Source organism: Corallococcus exiguus (assembly GCF_009909105.1).
Lineage (GTDB): Bacteria > Myxococcota > Myxococcia > Myxococcales > Myxococcaceae > Corallococcus > Corallococcus exiguus.
In genome coordinates this window covers 401,162-421,730 of sequence record NZ_JAAAPK010000007.1, presented here as the reverse complement: position 1 = coordinate 421,730, position 20,569 = coordinate 401,162, and the positions used below count along the sequence as shown (strand labels likewise).

The window sequence follows — 20,569 nt, the reverse complement described above, 5'->3', positions numbered from 1 at the left end:
CATGGTATGTTTTGACGCGCTGTGCGTCTGGTATTCCGGCGACCCGGCGTCCGGCGCCGGAACTCCGAACAGGTGAAGGGCCTGCCCCCGGGGGCTCCCCTGGCGTTCAGTGTTGGCACGTCGGGTGCTCAAGGTGACGCCAGGACACGGGTTCAGGACCTGCCCGTGAGCCAGACGCGGACCCCCGGGCGAGGCAGGCGTAGCGTGGACCCGCCGCGCTCGGGGGGCGCTCCAATCGCGGCGAGGCCGCGCCAGGAGGCACGGGTGTCGGGACCGGGCAGGAAGAGGAAACACTCGAAGCGGGGCATCGTCGCGGGGGCGGTGCTGGTCGCCGTCATCATCAGCGGCATCCTGTGGCTGCGGCGGCCGACCCCGGAACCGCCGCCACGCTTCACCGGCTTCGTCGTCAGCGACAACGTCTACCTGTCCTCGCCGGTGGCCGGCATGGTGGCGTCCGTGGCGGTGGTGCGCGGACAGCGCGTGGAGGTGGGCACGCCGCTGTTCCGCATGGAGCCCACGTCGCTTACGGCGCGGGCCGACCAGGCGCGGGCGCAGGTGGGGCAGATCGAAGCACAGTTGCTCGCACGCCAGTCGGACGTGGCCCGGGCGCGTGCCTCGCTCGCCGCCGCGCAGGCGGAAGCGGACCGCGCGGACGCGGATCTGGCCCGGCTCGTCGCCGTCGAGAAGACCGTGGAGGGTGCCGTGACGCCCCAGCAACTGGACCTGCTGCGCGCGACGGCGACGCGCGCTCATGCCCAGCGAGACGCGGCCCGCACGGACGTGGCGGCGGCGGGCGCGCAGCTGGAGGTCGTCCGCGCACAACTCACCAGCGGACGCTCGGGCGTCACCGCGGCGGAGCAGCAGGTCGTGGAGCTGGCGCCTGTGTCTCCCGTCGTGGGCCGGGTGGAGGACGTCCTCTTCCAGCAGGGCGAGTGGGCCATGCCCAACGCCCCCGTCGTCAGCATCATCCCGGACGCGCAGCTGAAGGTGCGATTCTACGTGCCGCAGGGGAGGGTGGCGTCCTTTCCGCCAGGCACCACGGTGGCCATCGCCTGCGACGGCTGCGACACCGGGATGACGGCGCGCGTGGACTACGTCGCGCCGCGCCCTGAGTACACGCCGCCCATCATCTACAGCCTGGAGACGCGGCAGAAGCTGGTGTTCCTGCTGGAGGCGGTGCCCTCCGCGCCCACGCGCCTCCTGCCCGGGCAGCCCATCGACGTGACACCCCTGAAGCAGGCACCCGTGGAGGCGGACCGATGAACGAGCGGGCCATCGACGTGCGCGGGCTCAACAAGTCCTTTGGCGACCGGCACGTCGTGCGGGACGTCTCCATCGCCGTGGACGCCGGACGCATCACCGGCTTCCTGGGCCCCAACGGCTCCGGCAAGACGACGACGCTGCGGCTGCTGTGCGGACTGCTCACGCCCGACAGCGGCGAGGGCACCGTGCTGGGCCTGGACTTCCGTGCCCGGGGCGACGCCATCAAGCGCCAGACGGGCTACATGACGCAGAAGTTCTCCCTCTACGAAGACATGACGCTGGAGGAGAACCTTGCCTTCGTCGCGCGCGTCCACGGTCTGGACCAACGGCGCGAGCGGGTGGAGGACACGCTCCACCGGCTGGGCCTCTTCGACCGGAGAGACCAGCTGGCGGGCGCGCTCTCCGGCGGCTGGAAGCAGCGCCTGGCCCTGGCCGCCGCGACGCTGCACGAGCCCCGCCTGCTGCTCCTGGACGAGCCCACCGCGGGCGTGGACCCCAAGGCCCGCCGTGAGTTCTGGGACGAAATCCACACGCTCGCCGCGGGCGGGCTCACGGTGCTGGTGTCCACGCACTACATGGACGAGGCGGAGCGCTGCCACGACATCGGCTACATCCTGTATGGGCGCCTCATCGCGCGGGGCACGGCGGACGCGCTCATCCGCGACTCCGGGCTGGTGACGTTCCTGGGGGAAGGGCCGGGCATCGACCGCGCGGCGCACCTGCTGGCCCAGGCGGACGGCGTGCTCAGCGCCTCCGCGTTCGGCGCCGCCGTGCACGTCAGCGGGCTGAAGCGAGAAGCCCTGGAGGCCGCGCTCGTCCCCTGGCGCAAGGAACCCTTCCGGTGGAGCGAGGTGACGCCCTCCCTGGAGGACGTCTTCATCCAACTCATGGGTCGCGAGCGCGACGAACGGTACACGTCATGACGGGTTCGCTTCCGCGCATCCTGGCCGTGCTGCTCAAGGAGTTCACGCAGCTGCGGCGCGACCGCATCACCTACGCGATGATCCTCGTCATGCCGGTGATGCAACTGCTCATCTTCGGCTACGCCATCAACATGGACCCCCGGCACCTGCCCGCCGCGGTGCTGTCCCACGACACCAGCACCCTGGCGAACTCCGTCGTCGCCGCGCTGGAGCGCACCGGCTACGTGGACGTGCGCTACCTGCCGCGCTCCGACGAGGAGTTGGATCAGCTCATCCGCCGGGGACAGGTGATGCTCGGCATCACCATCCCACCGGACTTCAGTCGGCGGGTGCTCAAGGGCGAGCGCGCTCAAATCCTCGCGGAGGCGGACGCGTCCGATCCGCAGGCCGCGGCGGGAGCGCTCGCCGCGGTGAGCGTGCTGCCCACGGAGGCGCTGCGGAACGAACGGGTGGGGCTGGGGGCTCCCCGGTCCACCGCGCCCGCCTTCGAGGTGGTGGTGCACCGGCGCTACAACCCGGAGAGCCGCTCTCCGTTCCACATCGTGCCGGGCCTGCTGGGCATCATCCTGTCCATGACGCTGGTGATGATGACCGCCATGGCCGTCACCCGCGAGCGAGAGCGCGGCACCATGGAGACGCTGCTGTCCACGCCCGCCACCCCGGCGGAGATCATGGTGGGCAAGCTCACGCCGTACGTCGTCGTGGGGCTGGTGCAGACCGTTGTCGTGCTGGGCATGGCGCGAGGGTTGTTCTCGGTGCCCATGGCGCGCACGCCCGCGGGGTGGCTGGCGTTGGCGTGCGGCATCGTGCTGTTCATCGTGGGCAACCTGTCGCTGGGCTACCTCATCTCCACCGTGGCGCGCAGCCAGCTGCAGGCGATGCAGATGTCCATGTTCTACATGCTGCCGTCCATCTTCCTCTCCGGCTTCGCCTTCCCCTTCCTGGGCCTGCCTCCGTGGGCCCGGGTGCTGGGCGAAATCATCCCCGTCACGCACTTCCTGCGCATCGTCCGGGGCGCGCTGCTCAAGGACCAGGTGCTGGCGGACATGGGGAACGACCTGCTGGCGCTGGGCCTGTTCGTGCTCGCGGTGGCCGGCGCGGCACTCGCGAGGTCACGCACGACTTTGGATTGATTGACGCCACACGTCGAGCATGACGCAGCCGCGAAAGGAGGGTGCTTGGACGTCCGGACGATCCAACCGGACCGCCGTTTGCAACCTTACTTCCGCACCGGAGCCACGTTTCACGTGGTTTCGCGGGGTTCAGTCCCGCCTCCGGTCTGGAGATGCCCATGTCCCGTGACGACTCCTTCGCGGTAGGTGCGGTGCGGACTTCGCGCCTGCAGGATGCGCCGCGTTCAAGCTCCCATCGGTGGGGGAGGGTGACCCTCCCCTTCGTGCTCCTCTGCGTGGCGACCTTCGCCGCCGGCTGTGGGGACGATGATGACAACTGCGTTCCCAGGACGTGCGAGTCGCGGGGCTTCAACTGTGGCGACACGACGGATGGCTGTGGCCACGATCTCGACTGCGGCACCTGCGCGACGCCCGCTACCTGCGGAGGCGGCGGCGAGGCCAATGTCTGTGGTTGCCCCGACATCAAGACGGCGTGCAGCCCCGGAGTCGAGTGCGGCACCGAGCCGGATGGCTGCGGTGGCACCGTCTCCTGCGGGACGTGCGCGGCGCCGGAGGTGTGCGGCGGACGCGGCGTGGAGCAGACGTGTGGCATCCCCGCCGCGAACCGCGAGTGCAGCGACGGCTGGTGCTGGGAGTATCCGCTGCCCCATGGCTACAGCTTCAAGGGCGCGCACTTCAGCGCGGCCAATGACGGCTGGGCCGTGGGCGAGGACGGCTTCATCCAGCACTGGGACGGAACGCGCTGGACGCGCGTGGCCAGCGGGACGCTGACGTCGCTGAGCGACGTGCACGCCCTCTCCGCGACGAACGTGTGGACGGTGGGCGCGGGCGGCACCGTGCTCCACTCCACGACGGGCAGTGCTTTCTCTGCCGTGAGCTCCGGGACGACGCGCGACCTGAACTCCGTGTGGGCCTCCGGTCCGGGCGACGTCTGGGCCGTGGGCGCCAACGGCACCGTGCGGCGCGACCAGGGCAGCGGCTTCCAGGGCGTGGACGTGTCCACGACGAAGAACCTCAACGGCGTGTGGGGCAGCGGGCCTTCGGATGTCTGGATGGTGGGGCAGTCCGGGACGCTGCGCCGGTACGACGGCAATGCGGTCTCCGGCATCGACGCGGGCACCACGGACATCGACTTCCATCAGGTGACGGGCACCGGTCCGAACGATGTCTGGACCGTCGCCTCGGATGACCCCTGCATCTTCTGTGACGACTACGGCCAGGTGTTCCGCACCACGCCCGCGGGCATCGAGCAGTCCCTGCGCTCGTCGGATCAACTGTTCTACGTGTACGCCGCGTCGCCCTCGCTGGTGCTGTCGGGTGGAGAGGACTTCGGCTACGTCTATAACGGCACGAAGTGGACGGACACGGACGAGGACGCCGTGGGGCCCATTACCGGCAGCGGGCCTGACAACGTGTGGTCCTTTGGTTCGGGCGGCCAGGTGCAGAAGTGGAGCGGGCAGGCTTGGACCTCCCAGGCGCCGCTGCGCAACTTGAGGGTGGCGCGGGCCATCCATGGCACGGGGCCGTCGGACGTGTGGGCGGTGGGAGACCCGGGCCGCGTGCTGCACTGGAACGGCGGCGGCTGGATCGAGCCGCAGCTGGACTTCTCCCCCGTCGACGACGTGACGGGCGTCTACGCGGCCTCCTCGACAGACGTCTGGGTGACGTCCTCCTTCCATGACCGCATCTACCGGTTCGACGGAGCCCGCTTCATCACGCAGTACACCGCGGAGTCGTCGCTGGCGCTGTACGCCATCCATGGCGCGTCCGCGACGGACATCTGGGCGGTGGGCGCTTCCGGCCAGGCCGTCCATTTCGACGGCACCACCTGGACGCGGAAGCCCACGGAGGTCCAGGCGACGCTCAACGCTGTCTGGGTGCAGGGGCCCTCGCTGGCCATCGCGGTGGGCGACGCCGGCACCCTCCTGCGCTGGGATGGCACCGCCTGGAGCACCATGACCTCCGGCACCAACAAGGCCCTGAAGGCCGTGTGGGGCAGCGGGCCGTCGGACGTCTGGGCGGCGGGCGCGGAAGGCACGCTGCTGCGCTACAACGGCGCCCTCTGGCTCCCTGTGGCCAGCGGCACCTCGTCCCAGCTCAACGGGCTGATGGGTCGCTCCGCCAACGAGGTCTGGGCGGTGGGTGACAACGGCACTCTGCTTCGCTTCGACGGCGGCAAGTGGAACGCGGAGACCACCGGCACCCGCCGCGTCCTCCGGGGCGTGTGGGCGCCGTCTTCGTCGGAGCTGTGGCTGGTGGGGGACACGGCCGTCCTTCACAAGCCCTGACGCCACGCGAGCAGGCTTGAGCGCGAGGCGCCGCATGGGTTCCCTGGCGACCGGGGAGCCCATGCCGTGCCGTGTCCCGAGCACGGCCTGCCGTCATCACCATCGTCTTCTGGTACCCACTTCAGAAGGAGATTGGTGATGTGCTGCAACACCCGAATCTGGCATTCCCACCACTGCATCCTGCCGCCGTACGTCAGCCGGCAGATTGCGCAGAACGGTTCGCCACAGCAGCGCGCGAAGGCCCTGCGGACGCTCTCCATCGACAACACCCTGCGCGCCATCCGCCTGTCGAGCAGCGGCGCGCCCCAGGCCGCGAAGCGGTTGATTCCCGCCCCCATGGTCGTGGAGAGCCAGAGGCTCCGCACCATCTACGACGTGAAGAACACCGAAGCCCTTCCGGGAACGGTGGCCCGCAAGGAGGGCGATGACGACGTCAGCGACCAAGCGGTCGACGAAGCCTATGTCGGCCTGGGCGCGACCTACGACCTCTACTGGGACGTCTACGGGCGCAACTCCATTGACGGCAACGGCATGCCGCTGAACGGCCACGTCCACTATGGCAGTGGCTACGACAACGCCTTCTGGGACGGCGAGCGCATGGTGTTTGGCGACGGCGACGGGGAACTGTTCAACCGCTTCACCATCGCGGTGGACATCATGGGACACGAGCTGGCCCACGGCGTGACGGAGCACGAGGGCCCTCTTGCCTACTTCTCCCAGGCGGGCGCGCTCAACGAGCACATGTCGGACTGCTTCGGCTCGCTCGTGAAGCAGCGCCTGTTGAACCAGACGGCGGAGCAGGCCGACTGGCTCATCGGCGCGGGGCTCCTCACGGACAAGGTCCAGGGCAAGGCGCTGCGCTCCATGAAGGACCCCGGCACCGCGTTCGATGATCCGGTGCTCGGCAAGGATCCGCAGCCGGCCCTCATGAAGGACTTCGTGAACACGTGGGAGGACAACGGCGGCGTGCACATCAACTCCGGCATCCCCAACAAGGCCTTCTGCATCGCGGCCACCAACCTGAAGGGCTACGCGTGGGAGAAGGCCGGCCTCATCTGGCTGGAGACGCTGCGCGACCCCCGGCTGAAGCCCAACGCCTCGTTCCTCTCCTTCGCCCGGCTCACCGTGACGGCGACCGTCCGGCTCTACGGCAGCGGCGACGAGGAGCAGATCGTGCGCGACGCCTGGAACCAGGTGGGCATCAAGGTCTCCAAGGAGCGGGCAGGCCAGCCGGCCTGGACGCCGCAGGTGCAGAAGCAGGCCGCGCAGCCGGTGCAGCGCAAGCACTAGGTCCTGGGGTCGACGGAATGCGAATCGAGCTCAAACGGGAGGGAGGCGTCGCCTTCTTCCCAGGCCTCGCCAGGCCCCGCACCGTGGACCTGGCGGCCCTGCCTCCCGCCACGGCGGAGGCGCTCCAGCGGGAGGTGCGGGAGGCCCGCTTCTTCGAACAGCCGGCCACCGTGGGTGCTTCGCCCCAGCGGGGCGCGGACCGGACGCGCTACACCGTCACCATCGAGGACGATGGCGGGCGGAGGCATTCGGTCCAGCTGATGGAGCCCGTGACGGAGCCGCACCTGCGCTCCCTGCTGGAGCTCATCCAGAAGGCGGCTCGGGACACGCGCTAGTAGCGCGGACGGGTGGGCAGGTTCAGGTCGTCGCGGAGGACGTTCTCTCCGGGGCGGCCGCCCTGCACCACGTCCGGCGTGGACGGATTCTGATCCAGGTCGATGGGCAGGCCCACCGCGGACGTCTCGCGGTTGTTCACGCCGTCCTTCTCACCGAGCGCCAGCGTGCCGTTGGCGTAGTCCGAGGCGTGCACCATTTCGTGGAACAGCGCGACGACGGGCGGGCGGTTCATCCAGTCCTCGCTGCCCAGCGAGATGCGCGTGGTGTTGTAGTTCACCGTGCCGTTGGTGCCCTTGCCCGGCGTGCCGTCCGCGTTGAACCAGGCGTCGTCCTTGTTCTGCGCGGACGCGGAGTTGCCGCTGGACGTCTCCTTGATGGTCGTGGTGTGGCCGCTGTCATCCAGCGTGCGCAGCAGTTCCTGGCCCGAAGGCAGCGAGCGCATCGCGTCCAGGTCCGACTGCACGCGCGCCTGGAAGTCCGCGCTGCCCGACACCGTCACCGAGCGGCCGCGCTGGTCGGCGTTCGTCATGTCGACGATTTCGCGCTCACCCTCGGCCGCGTCGGCGGTCTTCTCGTTCTCCTCGACGTAGAGCTTGTCCGTGCCCGTGCCGCCACGGACGCTGTCCTTGCCCTCGCCACCCGCCACCGCGTCGTTGCCGGCGCCGCCGCTCAGCGTGTCGTTGCCGCGCCCGCCGATGACCTGGTCGTCGCCCTCGCCGCCGTAGGCCCGGTCGTTGCCCGCGCCCGCGTCGATGTAGTCCCGGCCCTTGCCGCCGGACATGTAGTCGTTGCCGTCCAGGCCGTACATCACGTCGCGGCCCTCGCCACCCATGATGCGGTCATCGCCCGCGCCGCCCTCCAGGTAGTCGTCGCCGTCCTGGCCCTTCAGCGTGTCCTTGCCCTCGCCACCGATGAGGGTGTCGTTGCCCGCGCCGCCGATGAGCGTGTCGTTGCCCTTGCCGCCGGTGAGCTTGTCGTCGCCCGCGCCGCCGTCCAGGGTGATGTCCTGCGTGACGCTCGCGTCCACGGTGATGGAGTCGTTGCCGTCACCGCCGTTGATGATGGCGCCCTTGGCCTGCTCCGCGGTTAGCGTCACCGTGTCGCTGCCGGACTTGATGGTCAGCCCGCCGTCCTTGTTCTGCGACACCGTCGCGGTGTTGTTGCCCGCGCCCAGGTCCACCACCGTCCGGCCATCCGCGTTCGTGCTCACCTGGGGCCCGGCAAGGGCGCTGCCCACGCGGCCCGCGATCTTGCCCAGCGCTTCGCCGATGCCACCGGCCGCCTTGCCCGCGGCCTTGCCCAGGGCGCCCCCGATGCCCCCAGCCCCCTCACCGGAGCGGATCTCCGCGGACAGCACCGGCCGGGAAGCGGCGCCCGAGCGCGGGGCCGAGTCGAAGCCGTCCTTCATCCGCTGCGCGACAGCGGCCTTCACCGCGTTGGGCTTCGCCGTGACGGGAGCCTTCACCGGCTGCGTGCTCACGGGGGACGAGGCGGGGCGCGAACCAGGCTTGCCAATCGAGGTCATGTCGCTTCTCGCGGGTGACGGAGACACCCGGTGCGGGTCCGGCGAACGGCTGCCGGGGAGCGGATGAATGCCGCCCGAAGGGGATTGTCGCGAAAGCGTGACGCCGGTTGCCTCGGACCGCTGTTTCCAGGCCAACCCCTGGGAATGACTCGTTCAGGGGTGGGGAGGCCGGGCCATGTCACGGGCGTGTGACACGGGCCGCTCGTTCGTGTGACAGGACCGCGTCGCCGGTAACGGTGTGGCAACAACAGGGGTCGGTGCGTGGCGGAGGGCCGCGCTCTTCGGTAACGGGAGCGCCACAACGGGACCGGGCGGGTCCCTCCCTGCTCCCCGCCCGTCTCCCACGAACCCATGACCCTCGCTTCGTCCCACCGCTCCGTCCTTCAGGCCCTGCTGGCTGGTACCGCGCTCTTCTTCTCCTCCTCCACCCTCGCCCAGGCCCAGGAGACTCCTCCCGAGCCCGCTCCCCAGGGCGAGGTCGTGCCTCCCGCCGCGCTGCCGCCCCCCGCGGAGGAGAAGGAGAAGGAAAAGGAGAAGACCAAGCCCTGGTACGAGAGCATCCGCCTCCGGGGCTACACGCAGGTCCGCTACAACCGGCTGCCCAGCTTCCGGGTGAACGACTCGCTCATCAACGACCAGGGCGACCGCTTCCTGGGCAAGGACACCGGCTTTGGCATCCGCCGCGCGCGGCTCGTCATCTTCGGGGACGTGCACCCGCACGTGTCCATCTACCTGCAGCCGGACTTCGCCTCCGTCATCGGTGACCAGTACAACGTCGCCGTCATGCGGGACTGGTACGCGGACATCTTCGTGGACGCGAAGAAGGAGTTCCGCTTCCGCGTGGGCCAGTCGAAGGTGCCGTTCGGCTTCGAGAACCTCCAGTCCAGCCAGAACCGCCTCGCGCTGGACCGAAACGACGCCATCAACAGCGCGCTGAAGGACGAGCGCGACGTGGGCGTGTTCTTCTACTGGGCGCCCTCGCACATCCGCGAGCGCTTCAAGTACCTTGTCGACAGCGGCCTCAAGGGCTCCGGCGACTACGGCGTGGTGGGCCTGGGCGTCTACAACGGCCAGACGGCCAACCGCGCCGAGCGCAACAACAGCCCTCACGCCGTCGCGCGCGTCAGCTATCCCTTCCTCTTCGGTTCCCAGTACGTGGAGGTCGGCACCGGCGCCTACTACGGCCGTTTCAACCTCAGCGCGGCCCCGCGCGATGACGCGGCCTATGCGCTGGCGCGTGGCCCCAACATGGTGGATGCCCGAGCCATCGTCAGCCTGATGATCTACCCGCAGCCCCTGGGCTTCCAGGCCGAATACAACATCGGGCGTGGGCCGTCGCTGGGCTCGTTCCCGGACGAGGCGCTGCTCATCGACAGCCGCAACCTGCATGGCGGCTACGCGCAGCTCATGTACAAGCTGGACGGCGTGGTGGGCGTGTCGCTCATCCCCTACGTGCGCGGCACGCTCTACAAGGGCGGCAAGAAGTTCGAGACCAACGCCCCCCTCTACGACGTGCGCGAGCTGGAGCTGGGCGCGGAGTGGCAGATCTGGAAGGCGCTGGAGCTGACGGCCGCCTACGTCATCGCGGACCGCACCTCGTCGCGCTACCCGTATGAACAGGAGCAGGGGCACGTGACGCGCCTCCAGCTCCAGTTCAATTACTGAGTCAGAGTCGCGGGTCGACGGGCTCGCTCTCCAGGGCGAGCACGCCGAAGACGCACTCGTGCACGCGGCGGAGGGACTCCTTCTTCGTGAAGCGCTCCAGTCCCTCCACGCCCAGCGCGAACTCGCGCAGCGCGAGTGAACGCTTGGTGCCCAGGCCTCGCTGGCGCAGCCGGTCCAGGTTCGCGGGCGTGGTGTACTCCGGGCCGTAGATGATGCGCAGGTACTCCGTGCCCCGGGACTTGATGGCGGGCTGCACCACGCCCTTGCGTCCGCGCACCGCGAATCCAAACGGCTTCACCACCATGCCCTCGCCGCCGCGCGCGGTGAGCTCCTCCCACCACCGCATGCCGCCGGCCACCGCGTCCGCGTCCTCCAGCGCCACGACGCGGTAGGGCGTGGCCACCAGGAACGACGGGTCCGCACGGCACACGCGCGCCAGCGTCTCCATGTGCCAGACGTGGTCCTTGTCCACGTGGGTCGCGCCCTCCGTGGCCAGCAGGTGGAACGGTGCCAGCCGCACGTCGTCCAGAGACGTCACCGGCCAGCAGTAGCGCCGGTACGCCTCCACGTAACGCTGGACGTCGGTGGCCTTGTCCGTGAAGCGCGTGGACAGCTCGCCCAGCGGCAGTCCCCGGGCGGTGGCCTGTCCCAGCACGGACACCACGTCCGTCAGCGCCGCGCGGGAGGCAGCCCCCACGGCGGCGTACGGGTCGCGCAAGAGTTCCTGGGCCTTGAGCGACCAAGGCATCAGCTCGCAGTCCAGGCAGGCCCAGTCCGTCTTCAGCTCCTCCCAGAAGCCGGACGCGTCCAGCGCCGCCCGGACGCGCGCGAGGAACGCGGCCTCCATGGCTTCGTCGGTGAAGAAGCGCCGGCCGGTGCGCGTGTAGCAGACGCCCGTCTCGCCGGAGGTGACGCCAAAGCGGCGGCGGGCGGCGTCCGCGTCGCGCGCGATGACGACGACGGCGCGCGAGCCCATGTGCTTCTCCTCGCAGACGACCTGCGCCACGCCCTCCTTGCGGTAGTAGTCGAACGCCTGCTGGGGATGCTCCAGGAAGCCGGGCTCGGTGCTCGTCTCCGAGGGCGACATGGTGGGCGGCAGGTAGATGAGCCAGCGCGGATCCATGGCGAAGCGGCTCATCGCCTCCAGCGCCGCGGTGGTGTTCTCCTCGCGCAGGGTGACGTTCGCGGCCAGTCGCGTGGAGATGACGCGCTTGCCCCGCACGTCCTCCAGGTCCAGCACGTCATCCGCCTGTTGCTGCGCGCTCAGGCCGGACGGAGCCGGAGCGGCCAGGGGCTTCACCGGCTCGCAGTACACGCGCTGCGCGGGGACGGAGACCAGCTCCCGCTCCGGGTAGCGCAGGGCGGTGAGCTGGCCGCCATAGACGCAGCCGGTGTCAACGCACAGCGTGTTGTTGACCCACTCGGCCTCCAGCACGGCCTGGTGGCCGTACACCACCGACGCGCGGCCCCGGTACTCCGCCGCCCAGTTGAAGCGCACCGGGAAGCCGTACTCGTCCGTCTCGCCCGTCGTCTCGCCGTAGAGCGCGAAGGTGCGCACGCGGCCGGAGCCCCGGCCCTGCATGCTCTCCTTCAGTCCCGCGTGCGCTACCACCAGGCGCCCGTCGTCCAGCACGTAGTGGGACACCCGGTCGTCGATGAACTTCGCCACGCGCTGGTGGAACTCCGGCGGTTCCTTCTCTAACTGCTCCAGCGTCTGGGCCATGCCGTGGGACACGTTGACCTTGCTGCCGCGCAGCTTGCGCAGCAGCTTCATCTCGTGGTTGCCCGGCACGCACAGCGCGGTGCCGGCCTCCACCATGTCCATCACCAGCCGCAGCACGCCCGGGATGTCCGGGCCGCGGTCCACCAGGTCGCCCAGGAAGACGGCCTTGCGGCCCTCCGGCGGGCGCACGTCGACGCCCGGCGTGCCGTCCGTGCGCGGCCGCACCTGGTAGCCCAGCTTCGCGAGCAGCGCCTCCAGCTCCTCACGGCAGCCATGGATGTCTCCGATGATGTCGAAGGGCCCGCGCTCATGCTTGAGGTTGCACCAGAGCGGCTGGCGCTCCAGCACCACGCGTTCGATGGCGTCCGGCTTGAGGACGTGGAGGTGGCGGAAGCCCTCGCGCTCCAGGCCGCGCATGGAGCGGTGCATCTGCGAGACCTGGTTGCGCACGAAGCGGAAGCTGGCGGCGCGGTCCGGCCGCTGCTGGTTGCGCTCGATGCAGGTGCGCTCCGGCACGTCCAGCACCAGCGCCACGGGCAGCACGTGGTACTCGCGCGCCAGTTCGACGAAGGCCTTGCGGGACTCCGGCTGCACGTTGGTGGCGTCCACCACGGTGAGCAGGCCCCGCGCCAGCCGCTTCGCCGCGACGAAGCGCAGCGTCTCGAAGGCGTCCTTCGTCGCCTCCTGGTTGTTCTCGTCGTCGGACACGACGCCCCGGTAGGTGTCCGAGGAGAGCACCTCCGTGGGCTTGAAGTGCCGGCGCGCGAAGGTCGACTTCCCCGAGCCGGACGGGCCAATCAGCACGACGAGTGACAGCTCTGGAATGTGGATGTTCATCGCGTGAATACCGCCATCTGCGTCGGCGCGCCGACCTCCGCGTCGTTCTCGCCCACCGGCCGGAAGCTCACGGTGTAGCCGTAGCGCTCGCACATGCTCGCCGCCCACGCCTCGAACTCGGCGCGGGTCCACTCGAAGCGGTGGTCGCGGTGGCGGAAGGTACCGGTGGGGAGCGAGGTGAAGCGCACGTTGTACTCGGCGTTGGGGGTGGTGAGGAGGATGAGGCCCGGCCGCGTGTACTCGAAGAGCACGCGCTCGAAGGCCGCGAGGCGCGGCATGTCCAGGTGTTCGATGACCTCGATGACGGTGGCGGCATCGAAGCCCGCGAGCCGCTGATCGCGGTACAGGAGCGAGCCGTGCAGCAGCTTCACGCGCTGCCGTTGTAGGTCCGGCATCCGTTCGATGCCGAGCCGGTCGTGGGCAATCTCCAGCGTGCGGTGGGACACGTCCATGCCGACGAGCTCGGTGAAGCGGCGGTCCTTCAGCAGGGCCTTGAGCAGCCGGCCCTCTCCGCAGCCCAGGTCCACCACGCGCGCGGCGCCGTGCTCCTGGAGGACGGTCATCACCGTCTGGAGCCGCTGCTCGTTGAGGCTCAGGCGCGACTCGAGCACGGCCTCCTCGGCGTTGCGCGCCTCCTGGCGCTCCTCGGGCTCGGGGGCCTCGTCGCCCGCGAGCCGCTCCAGGGCCTCGCGCGCCAGGCTGTGGCGGTGGCGCAGGTAGCGGCGGGCAATCTGTTCGCGCTCCGGGTGCGTGGCGAGCCAGCCCTCACCGTGTCGCACCAGCTTCTCCACCTCCTCGTCGCCGACCCAGTAGTGCTTGTCGTCGTCGAGCACCGGGATGAGGACGTACAGATGCGAGAGCAGGTCGCCCAGGCGCACGTGTCCCTCCAGCGTCACGGTGAAGTAGCGGCTGTCTCCCCACGCGGGCACCGTTTCGTCCAGTGCGTGGCGGGTCGCGGTGACGGTGTAGCCGAGCGGCTCGAAGAGGCGGCGCAGGAAGGCTTCACCGCCCCGGCAGGGCAGCACCGACAGGCGGGCGGAGAAGGGCAGGGGTTGTGCGGCCAGCTCCGGCCGGTCCTTGCTGCGCCCCGACAGCGCCGTGCCGAAGACGCGGGACAGCGCCACGCTCATGAAGGACGACGCCACGTAGGGCCGGTCGTTGACGTACTGGTCCAACGTGCCGCCCTGGCCTCCGGACGACGGACGGCCGCGCACCAGGGCGACGGGGTCCACCTCCAGGAGGAGCGCCGCCGTGGTGCGGCCGGCGGAGGCCTCCGGGTAGAAGACGTGCGCCAGTCCGAAGGGAAGCTCGAAGGACTGGGGCCGTTCCGGGTTCTTGTGCAGCAGGTAGCCCAGGTCCGTCGCGGGCGAATGGGTCGTCGATAGGGTCAGGAGCATGGGGGCGCGCGTGAATCCTGCTGCGCGCCGGACGGGTGGAACAAGGGGCCCTGACGAAAGCGGCCCCTTCTTCTCCGCCTACCCGCCGACTGACTGGTCGATGGCGCCGAAGATGCTGGCGCCCGAGTCGTCCCGCATCTCGATGCGCACCTGGTTGCCGCGCTTCAGGAACGGCGTCTTCGGCGCACCGTCCCGGAGCGTCTCCACCACGCGCACCTCCGCGATGCACGAGTAGCCCGCCCCACCCGCACTCACCGGCTTACCAGGACCGCCGTCCGGGCCCCGGTTGGACACCGTGCCGGAGCCCACGATGCTGCCCGCGCACAGCGAGCGCGTCTTCGCCGCGTGGGCCACCAGCATTCCGAAGTCGAACGTCATGTCCACGCCCGCGTCCGCGCGGCCGAAGGGCTCGCCGTCGAGGAAGACCTCCAGGCGGCGGTGCAGCTTGCCTTCCCGCCACGCGGTGCCCAGCTCGTCCGGCGTGACGAACACCGGTGAGAACGCCGACGCGGGCTTGGACTGGAAGAAGCCGAAGCCCTTCGCCAGCTCGTTCGGAATCAGGTTGCGCAGCGACACGTCGTTGACCAAGCCCACCAGCACGACGGCGCCCAGGGCCTGCTCGCGCGTGGCGCCCAGCGGCACGTCGCGCGTCACCACCACGACCTCACCCTCCATGTCGCAGCCCCACGCCTCGTCGGCGAGCGGGATGGGCTGGCACGGCCCGAGGAAGCCGTCGGAGCCGCCCTGGTACATCAAGGGGGCGGTCCAGAAGGAGGGCGGAAGCTCCGCGCCGCGCGCCTTGCGCACCAGCTCCACGTGGTTCACGTACGCGGAGCCGTCCGCCCACTGGTAGGCGCGGGGCAGGGGCGCCGCGCAACGGGCGGGGTCGAAGGGTGCTCCCGGAACCTCTCCTCGCTCCAGCCGCTCCGACAGCGCGCGCAGGGCTGGCGCGTGGCGGTCCCAGTCATCCAGGGCGGCCTGGAGCGTAGGCGCGATGGCGGACGCATCCGCCTGCCGGGACAGGTCCTTCGTCACGACGACGAGCCGCCCGTCTCTTCCTGTGTCGACCGAGGCGAGCTTCACGACTGGCCGCCTCCCGAGGACTGCATCTTCGCCTTGGGCAGGTCCGCCCAGCAGGCGTCGTAGTCCTTCTGGAGGACGGGGCTCTCCATGGCCTGGAGCGTGGGCGCGATGACCCAGCGGGTCTCGAACATGAAGGCGAGCGTGTTGTCGATCTTCTTCGGCGTCAGCTCCGCGGCGACGGCGGCTTCGTACGTCTTGCGGTCTGGGCCGTGGGCGCTCATGCAGTTGTGGAGCGACGCGCCGCCGGGCAGGAACGCGTCCGCCTTGGCGTCGTAGACGCCGTGGACCAGGCCCATCAGCTCGCTCATCACGTTGCGGTGGAACCAGGGCGGCCGGAAGGTGTTCTCCGCCACCATCCACCGGGGCGGGAAGATGACGAAGTCGCAGTTCGCCGTTCCCGGCGTGTCACTGGGCGACGTGAGCACCGTGAAGATGGACGGATCCGGGTGGTCGTAGCTCACCGTGTTGATGGTGTTGAAGCGCGCCAGGTCGTACGTGTACGGCACGTTGTTGCCGTGCCACGCCACGACGTCGAACGGCGAGTGGTCCAGCGTCGTCTCCCAGAGGTTCCCCTGGAACTTCTGCACCACGCGCGTGGGACGCTCCACGTCTTCATACGCCGCATGAGGCGCCACGAAGTCGCGAGGGTTCGCCAGTCCGTTGGACCCGATGGGCCCCAGCTCCGGGAGCCGGAACTGCGCGCCGTAGTTCTCACAGATGTAGCCGCGCGCGGAACCGCCGGGCAGCTCCACCCGCATGCGCATGCCGCGAGGGATGAGTGCGACGTGGCCGGGCGGAACCTCCAGCACGCCCAGCTCCGTGACGATGCGCAGCGTCCCGGACTGGGGGACGATGAGCATCTCACCGTCGGCGTTGAAGAACGCCGTGTCCGTCATGGACGCCGTCGCCGCGTAGAGGTGCACCGCCGCGCCCGCGTTCTCGGCCGGGGAGCCGTTGCCGCCCAGCGTGAAGAGGCCCTCCAGGAAGGTGGTGGGCGTGGTGGGCATGGGCGCCGGGCTCCAGCGCAGCCGGTTGGGCGAGGGAGGCACCTCCCGGAAGGGGCCGCTCTTGAGCGTGCGGGCCTCCACGGGCCGGTACGCCGGGTGGCCCGCGCTGGGCCGCAGCCGGTACATCCACGTGCGCCGGTTCACGCCGCGAGGCGCTGTGAACGCGGTGCCGGAGAGCTGCTCGGCGTAGAGGCCGAACGCGACGCGCTGGGGCGTGTTCTGGCCTACGGGAAGCGCACCGGCGACAGCCTCCGATGCGTGCTCGTTTCCAAAGCCTGTCAGATGGCGGACGTTTTCCATGGCGCCCGAAATAGTAACAGATGTAACCAATCCGGCAAGGCTCAGGGGCCGGGCTTGAGGGCGCGGATGGCGGCGCGCTCCACGCGCTCCAGCAGGGAGCGAAGCACCTCGCGTTCAGAGGGCGACAGCTCCGCGAGCACCTCCGCCTCCGCTTCGAGCGCGGCGGGGGCCACCCGCTGGTAGAGCCTGCGTCCCGAGGCGGTCAGCGTCAGGCGCCGCGAGCGGGCGTCGCTCTGGCTCGTGGCGCGCCGCACCAATCCGCGCTCCTCCAGCGAGCGCGCGGCGCGGCTCACCGGGACCTTCTCCATCCGCGTGCGCCGGACGAGCTCCAGCTGTGAGCGCTCCCCGTCCTCGCCCAGGACGGCGATGAGCCGCCACTCCTGCGTGGAGAGGCCGTCCTCGGCCGCGTACACGCGGGCGATGCGCTGGCTCACGACGTTGTCCGCGACCGACAGGCGATAGGGGAGGAACTCATCGAGGGTGAGGCTCGCGGTGCGTGCTTTCTTCATCGGGCGTCCGACTATAGCGAGCGTGGCCCGCGTGCCACGGCTCGCGTGAGGGGCGGTGCTGGTGTCGCGCGCCCATCCGTCCCCGGATTGAGGGCATCCGCCTGGGGCGCCCTCGCAGCTCGAAGGTCATGACGACTATCGGGTTCATCCTCGCGGCGGCGCTGCTCATTGGCGTGCCGGTGATGATCGACGGCCTGATGGACTCAGGCTTGGATCAGACGACGAAGCTGCTCGTGGGTCTGCCCATCACGGCCGTGGGCGTCGTGGGCGTGGTCCTGGTCGTCGTGGGCTTCAGCCGGGGAGGGCGCATCGCGCGGGAGAACAAGGCCCGCCGCGAAGCGCTCGTCGAAGAGAAGACCCAGGTGGAGGCGGAGTTGCGGGACCTGCGGGCCCGCCGCGATGGCCTGCGCTCGCGGCAGTGGCAGCCCCGCCCCTCCGTCCCCCTCATCGCCGTGAACTTCTGACCGGGTCAGTAGGTGCAAGCGCGGTTGTTGCAATACCCCTGACGCGTGCCGCAGACGCAATCCGAGTCGTCGATGCAGCGGCTGGACGGGCACGTCGGGCCGCCACCGCCCCCACCACCCGGGAGTTGGTAGGAGCAGGCGTTGCGCGCGCACGTCACGGACCGCGCGTTGGGACATGCGTTCCAGCAGTCATCCTCGGAGGAGCACCGGACGGAGACACAGACCAGGCTCGCGGCCTCCTCGGGCGTGGGCTCGGATGACATGACCTCGGTGGCGGCGCACACCGCCTGTGTGGCCATCTCCAGGGCCGGCGCTGACGGCTCCGCGAAGGCCGCGGTGGCCGCGAAGGACAACAGGACGGCGACGCTCCAGGACAGGCTTCGACGGGACGACATGGCGGCGGGCTCTTTCCTCCCAGGGAAGCCATGCGGCACTGCATGGTGGATTCCTGGGAGCACCAAATTAGCATGGCTGTCCTGACTGGCGCCGGTGCCGCCGGACGCATCCCGGGCAAGGGGTTCATCGGTTGGATTGACACCCCGCACGGGGCCGATTGCCGCGTGCGCCAGGTCCCCCCACCGTTCCTGGGAGATCGCAGGCCCAGGGGGACCTCATGCGCGCGCAACTCCTGTTCATCCTCGTCCCGTCTTTGATTGTTCCGGGGACGTATACCGGAGCGCAGGACGCCAGCCCGCCGGATGCTGGCGCGGCCGCGCACGGGGCGCATGGCAAGCCTTCCGCGCTGTCGAGCCTGACCTCGCTCGCCCAGGGCGCGGTGCTCTTCGACAACCTGGGGACCTTCCAGCGGAAGGTGACGACCCGGTCGCCCGAGGCGCAGGCCTTCTTCGACCAGGGCATGCGGCTCACGTATGCCTTCAACCACGACGAGGCCGCGCGCTCGTTCGCCCGCGCCGCGCAGTTGGATCCCTCCTGCGCCAGCTGCTTCTGGGGTGTCGCCCTGGTGCTCGGTCCCAACTACAACGTGCCCATGCTGCCGGACCGGGCAGCGACCGCGTGGACGGCCCTGCAAAAGGCCCAGGCGCTCGCCCCCACGGCGACTCCCACGGAGCAGGCGCTCATTGGCGCGCTGTCCCGGCGCTACGGCGGGCCGGAGCCCCGCACGCCCGAACAGATGAAGCCCTTCTCCCAGTCCTACGCCAACGCCATGCGCGACGTGGCGAAGCGCTTCCCGGATGACAACGACGTGCAGGTGCTCTTCGCCGAGTCCCTGATGAACCTCAACCCGTGGAAGCTGTGGACGCTGGAGGGCAAGCCGGAGCCGGGGACCGGAGAGATTGTCTCGCGGCTGGAGACGGTGCTCGCGCGCGCGCCGAACCACCCGGGCGCCAATCACTATTACATCCACACCATCGAGGCCTCGGAGCACCCCGAGCGCGCATTGCCCTCCGCGGAGCGGCTGCCAGGGCTGATGCCCGGCGCGGGCCACCTGGTGCACATGCCGGCGCACATCTACCAGCGGGTGGGCCGGTACGCGGATGCCTCGGAGAGCAACCGCCGCGCTGTCCAGGCGGACAATGACTATCTGCGCCAGGTGGAGCCCATTGGCTACTACCCGATGTACCTGGCCCACAACTGGGGCTTCCTGTCGTTCTCCTCCTCCATGGAGGGACGCGCGGGGGAGTCCATCCGCGCCGCGCGCGAGTCCGCGAACGTCCTGCCGCCTGAGATGCTGAAGGAGATGCCGGGCATGGACTTCTTCGCCTCGGAACCCCTGCTCGCGATGGTGCGCTTCGGGCGCTACGACGCGCTGCTCACGGAGCCCCGGCCGGACCCGAAGTACCCGGTGCTGACGGGGCTGTGGCTGCACACGCACGGGCTGGCGCTCGCGGCGAATGGGGAGTTCAAGGAGGCCCGCGCGGAGCACGCGGAGCTGGTGAAGCTGGCCGCGAACGTTCCCGACACGATGACCGCTGGAAACAATTCGGCGAAGGACGTGCTGGACGTGGCGGCCCGCGTGCTCGATGCCTCCATCGCCGAGCGCCAGGGCTGCGCGGACGCGCTGACGCGCTGGGAGGACGCGGTGCGCGCCGCGGATCAGCTGGCTTATTCAGAGCCCAGTGACTGGTACTACCCCGTGCGTCACTTCCAGGGCGCGGCGCTGCTGGACGCGGAGCAGTACAAGGCCGCGGAGGCCGTCTACCGGGAGGACCTGCGCCGCAACCCCGGCAACGGTTGGGCGCTCTTCGGACTCGCCCAGTCGTTGAAGGGACAGGGCCGCACGGCCGAGGCCAACGCCGTGCAGCAGCGCTTCAAGACGGCCTGGGCGGGCTCCGACTTCGCGCTCACCCGCACGGCCTTCTGACGTCAGCGGGCCCCAGCGCGGCGGAAGCCGTACACCCACGCGCCCGCGGCGATGAGCGCGGGGAGCACCACGGACACCGTGAGCGCGCCGAACACGGCGTCGTTCACGGGCTGCCCGATGAAGTCCACGCCGGACACGCGCAGCCACGCCTTCACGCAGGTGATGCCCCAGTTGGCCCAGTTGGCGACGATGACCGCCCAGGCCAGGCGGCGCTGTCCCACGGGGCCGTAGCGCAGCATGGGCAGCGTCCACGCGACGCCCAGGAGGAAGAACGTGCCCATCAGCGCGTTCAGGTGCGCGGCGAGCGCCATCTGCGGATCCGCCGGCACCTTGCCCGTCATCGCCGCGGAGACGTAGCCGCCGGTGAGCAGGCCCACCAGCATCAACCACGCCGCGGCGTGGGCCATCAGCCGGGCCGCGGGCTGGACGAGCGGGACGACGGGGGACTCGGGGACCGAGGAGGCCTCGGAGAGGGGACGGGCGGGAGCGTTGCGCATGGTGGG

17 protein-coding genes are annotated in these 20,569 nt (G+C 70.1%); 9 read left to right on the top strand and 8 right to left on the bottom strand.

All coding sequences use genetic code 11. The annotated features are described in order from the left end of the window. The first annotated feature begins 264 nt into the window (after positions 1–264). From GTZ93_RS26135 to GTZ93_RS26110, 6 genes are all read left to right on the top strand, one after another. On the top strand, positions 265–1,263 hold the full coding sequence (locus tag GTZ93_RS26135; RefSeq protein WP_139917216.1) for an HlyD family secretion protein: 999 nt from the start codon (positions 265–267) through the stop codon (positions 1,261–1,263). Next, entirely contained in the window at positions 1,260–2,186 is a 927-nt protein-coding gene (locus GTZ93_RS26130) for an ABC transporter ATP-binding protein (protein ID WP_120575259.1), read from the top strand. Before GTZ93_RS26135 ends, GTZ93_RS26130 begins: the two co-directional genes overlap by 4 nt. After that, positions 2,183–3,319 (top strand): ABC transporter permease, encoded by a 1,137-nt coding sequence (locus GTZ93_RS26125; protein WP_139917214.1) that lies wholly within the window; start codon positions 2,183–2,185, stop codon positions 3,317–3,319. The genes GTZ93_RS26130 and GTZ93_RS26125 overlap by 4 nt, the downstream gene beginning before the upstream one ends. A 248-nt stretch (positions 3,320–3,567) precedes the next feature. Then, the gene (locus tag GTZ93_RS26120) at positions 3,568–5,607 is read left to right on the top strand and encodes a WD40/YVTN/BNR-like repeat-containing protein (protein WP_139917212.1); all 2,040 of its coding nucleotides are present in this window, start codon (positions 3,568–3,570) and stop codon (positions 5,605–5,607) included. Positions 5,608–5,745: 138 nt separating this feature from the next. Continuing rightward, on the top strand, positions 5,746–6,897 hold the full coding sequence (locus GTZ93_RS26115) for a M4 family metallopeptidase (protein WP_139917210.1): 1,152 nt from the start codon (positions 5,746–5,748) through the stop codon (positions 6,895–6,897). 17 nt (positions 6,898–6,914) lie between these two features. Continuing rightward, positions 6,915–7,232 (top strand): protealysin inhibitor emfourin, encoded by a 318-nt coding sequence (locus GTZ93_RS26110; protein WP_121752606.1) that lies wholly within the window; start codon positions 6,915–6,917, stop codon positions 7,230–7,232. Here GTZ93_RS26110 and GTZ93_RS26105 read toward each other — a convergent pair. Then, the gene (locus tag GTZ93_RS26105; RefSeq protein WP_139917208.1) at positions 7,229–8,758 is read right to left on the bottom strand and encodes a M91 family zinc metallopeptidase; all 1,530 of its coding nucleotides are present in this window, start codon (positions 8,756–8,758) and stop codon (positions 7,229–7,231) included. The two genes, GTZ93_RS26110 and GTZ93_RS26105, sit on opposite strands and share 4 nt — an antisense overlap. 351 nt (positions 8,759–9,109) lie before the next feature. On the opposite strand from GTZ93_RS26105, the gene GTZ93_RS26100 reads away from it, so the two are divergent. Continuing rightward, complete coding sequence (locus GTZ93_RS26100) at positions 9,110–10,423, top strand: porin (RefSeq protein WP_139917206.1); 1,314 nt, start codon at positions 9,110–9,112, stop codon at positions 10,421–10,423. Position 10,424: 1 nt separating this feature from the next. On the opposite strand, the gene GTZ93_RS26095 is transcribed toward GTZ93_RS26100, so the two are convergent. The 5 genes from GTZ93_RS26095 to GTZ93_RS26075 all read right to left on the bottom strand — a co-directional run bounded on the left by GTZ93_RS26095 (position 10,425) and on the right by GTZ93_RS26075 (position 17,279). Further along, complete coding sequence (locus tag GTZ93_RS26095) at positions 10,425–12,983, bottom strand: polynucleotide kinase-phosphatase (RefSeq protein ID WP_139917204.1); 2,559 nt, start codon at positions 12,981–12,983, stop codon at positions 10,425–10,427. Then, positions 12,980–14,380, bottom strand: a complete 1,401-nt coding sequence (locus GTZ93_RS26090; RefSeq protein WP_139917202.1) for a 3' terminal RNA ribose 2'-O-methyltransferase Hen1 — start codon at positions 14,378–14,380, stop codon at positions 12,980–12,982. Before GTZ93_RS26090 ends, GTZ93_RS26095 begins: the two co-directional genes overlap by 4 nt. Positions 14,381–14,458: 78 nt before the next feature. Then, positions 14,459–15,463, bottom strand: coding sequence for a fumarylacetoacetate hydrolase family protein (locus tag GTZ93_RS26085; protein ID WP_139917200.1), 1,005 nt, complete (start codon positions 15,461–15,463; stop codon positions 14,459–14,461). Next, positions 15,460–16,770 (bottom strand): homogentisate 1,2-dioxygenase, encoded by a 1,311-nt coding sequence (gene hmgA, locus GTZ93_RS26080; RefSeq protein ID WP_139917198.1) that lies wholly within the window; start codon positions 16,768–16,770, stop codon positions 15,460–15,462. Before hmgA ends, GTZ93_RS26085 begins: the two co-directional genes overlap by 4 nt. Positions 16,771–16,811: 41 nt before the next feature. Then, on the bottom strand, positions 16,812–17,279 hold the full coding sequence (locus GTZ93_RS26075; protein ID WP_120575270.1) for a MarR family winged helix-turn-helix transcriptional regulator: 468 nt from the start codon (positions 17,277–17,279) through the stop codon (positions 16,812–16,814). A 128-nt stretch (positions 17,280–17,407) separates the two neighbouring features. Between GTZ93_RS26075 and GTZ93_RS26070 the strand changes: the two genes are divergently transcribed. Then, positions 17,408–17,743, top strand: a complete 336-nt coding sequence (locus GTZ93_RS26070) for a hypothetical protein (RefSeq protein WP_139917196.1) — start codon at positions 17,408–17,410, stop codon at positions 17,741–17,743. Between the two features lie 5 nt (positions 17,744–17,748). On the opposite strand, the gene GTZ93_RS26065 is transcribed toward GTZ93_RS26070, so the two are convergent. Beyond that, a complete protein-coding gene (locus GTZ93_RS26065) occupies positions 17,749–18,138 on the bottom strand; it encodes a hypothetical protein (RefSeq protein WP_139917194.1) in 390 nt (129 codons plus the stop codon). 218 nt (positions 18,139–18,356) lie between these two features. Here GTZ93_RS26065 and GTZ93_RS26060 point away from each other — a divergent pair, with 218 nt between their 5' ends. After that, positions 18,357–20,066 (top strand): UDP-N-acetylglucosamine--peptide N-acetylglucosaminyltransferase SPINDLY family protein, encoded by a 1,710-nt coding sequence (locus GTZ93_RS26060; RefSeq protein WP_139917192.1) that lies wholly within the window; start codon positions 18,357–18,359, stop codon positions 20,064–20,066. Between the two features lie 2 nt (positions 20,067–20,068). Here GTZ93_RS26060 and GTZ93_RS26055 read toward each other — a convergent pair whose 3' ends face one another. Beyond that, complete coding sequence (locus GTZ93_RS26055; RefSeq protein WP_257979093.1) at positions 20,069–20,563, bottom strand: hypothetical protein; 495 nt, start codon at positions 20,561–20,563, stop codon at positions 20,069–20,071. Between the last annotated feature and the right edge of the window lie 6 nt (positions 20,564–20,569).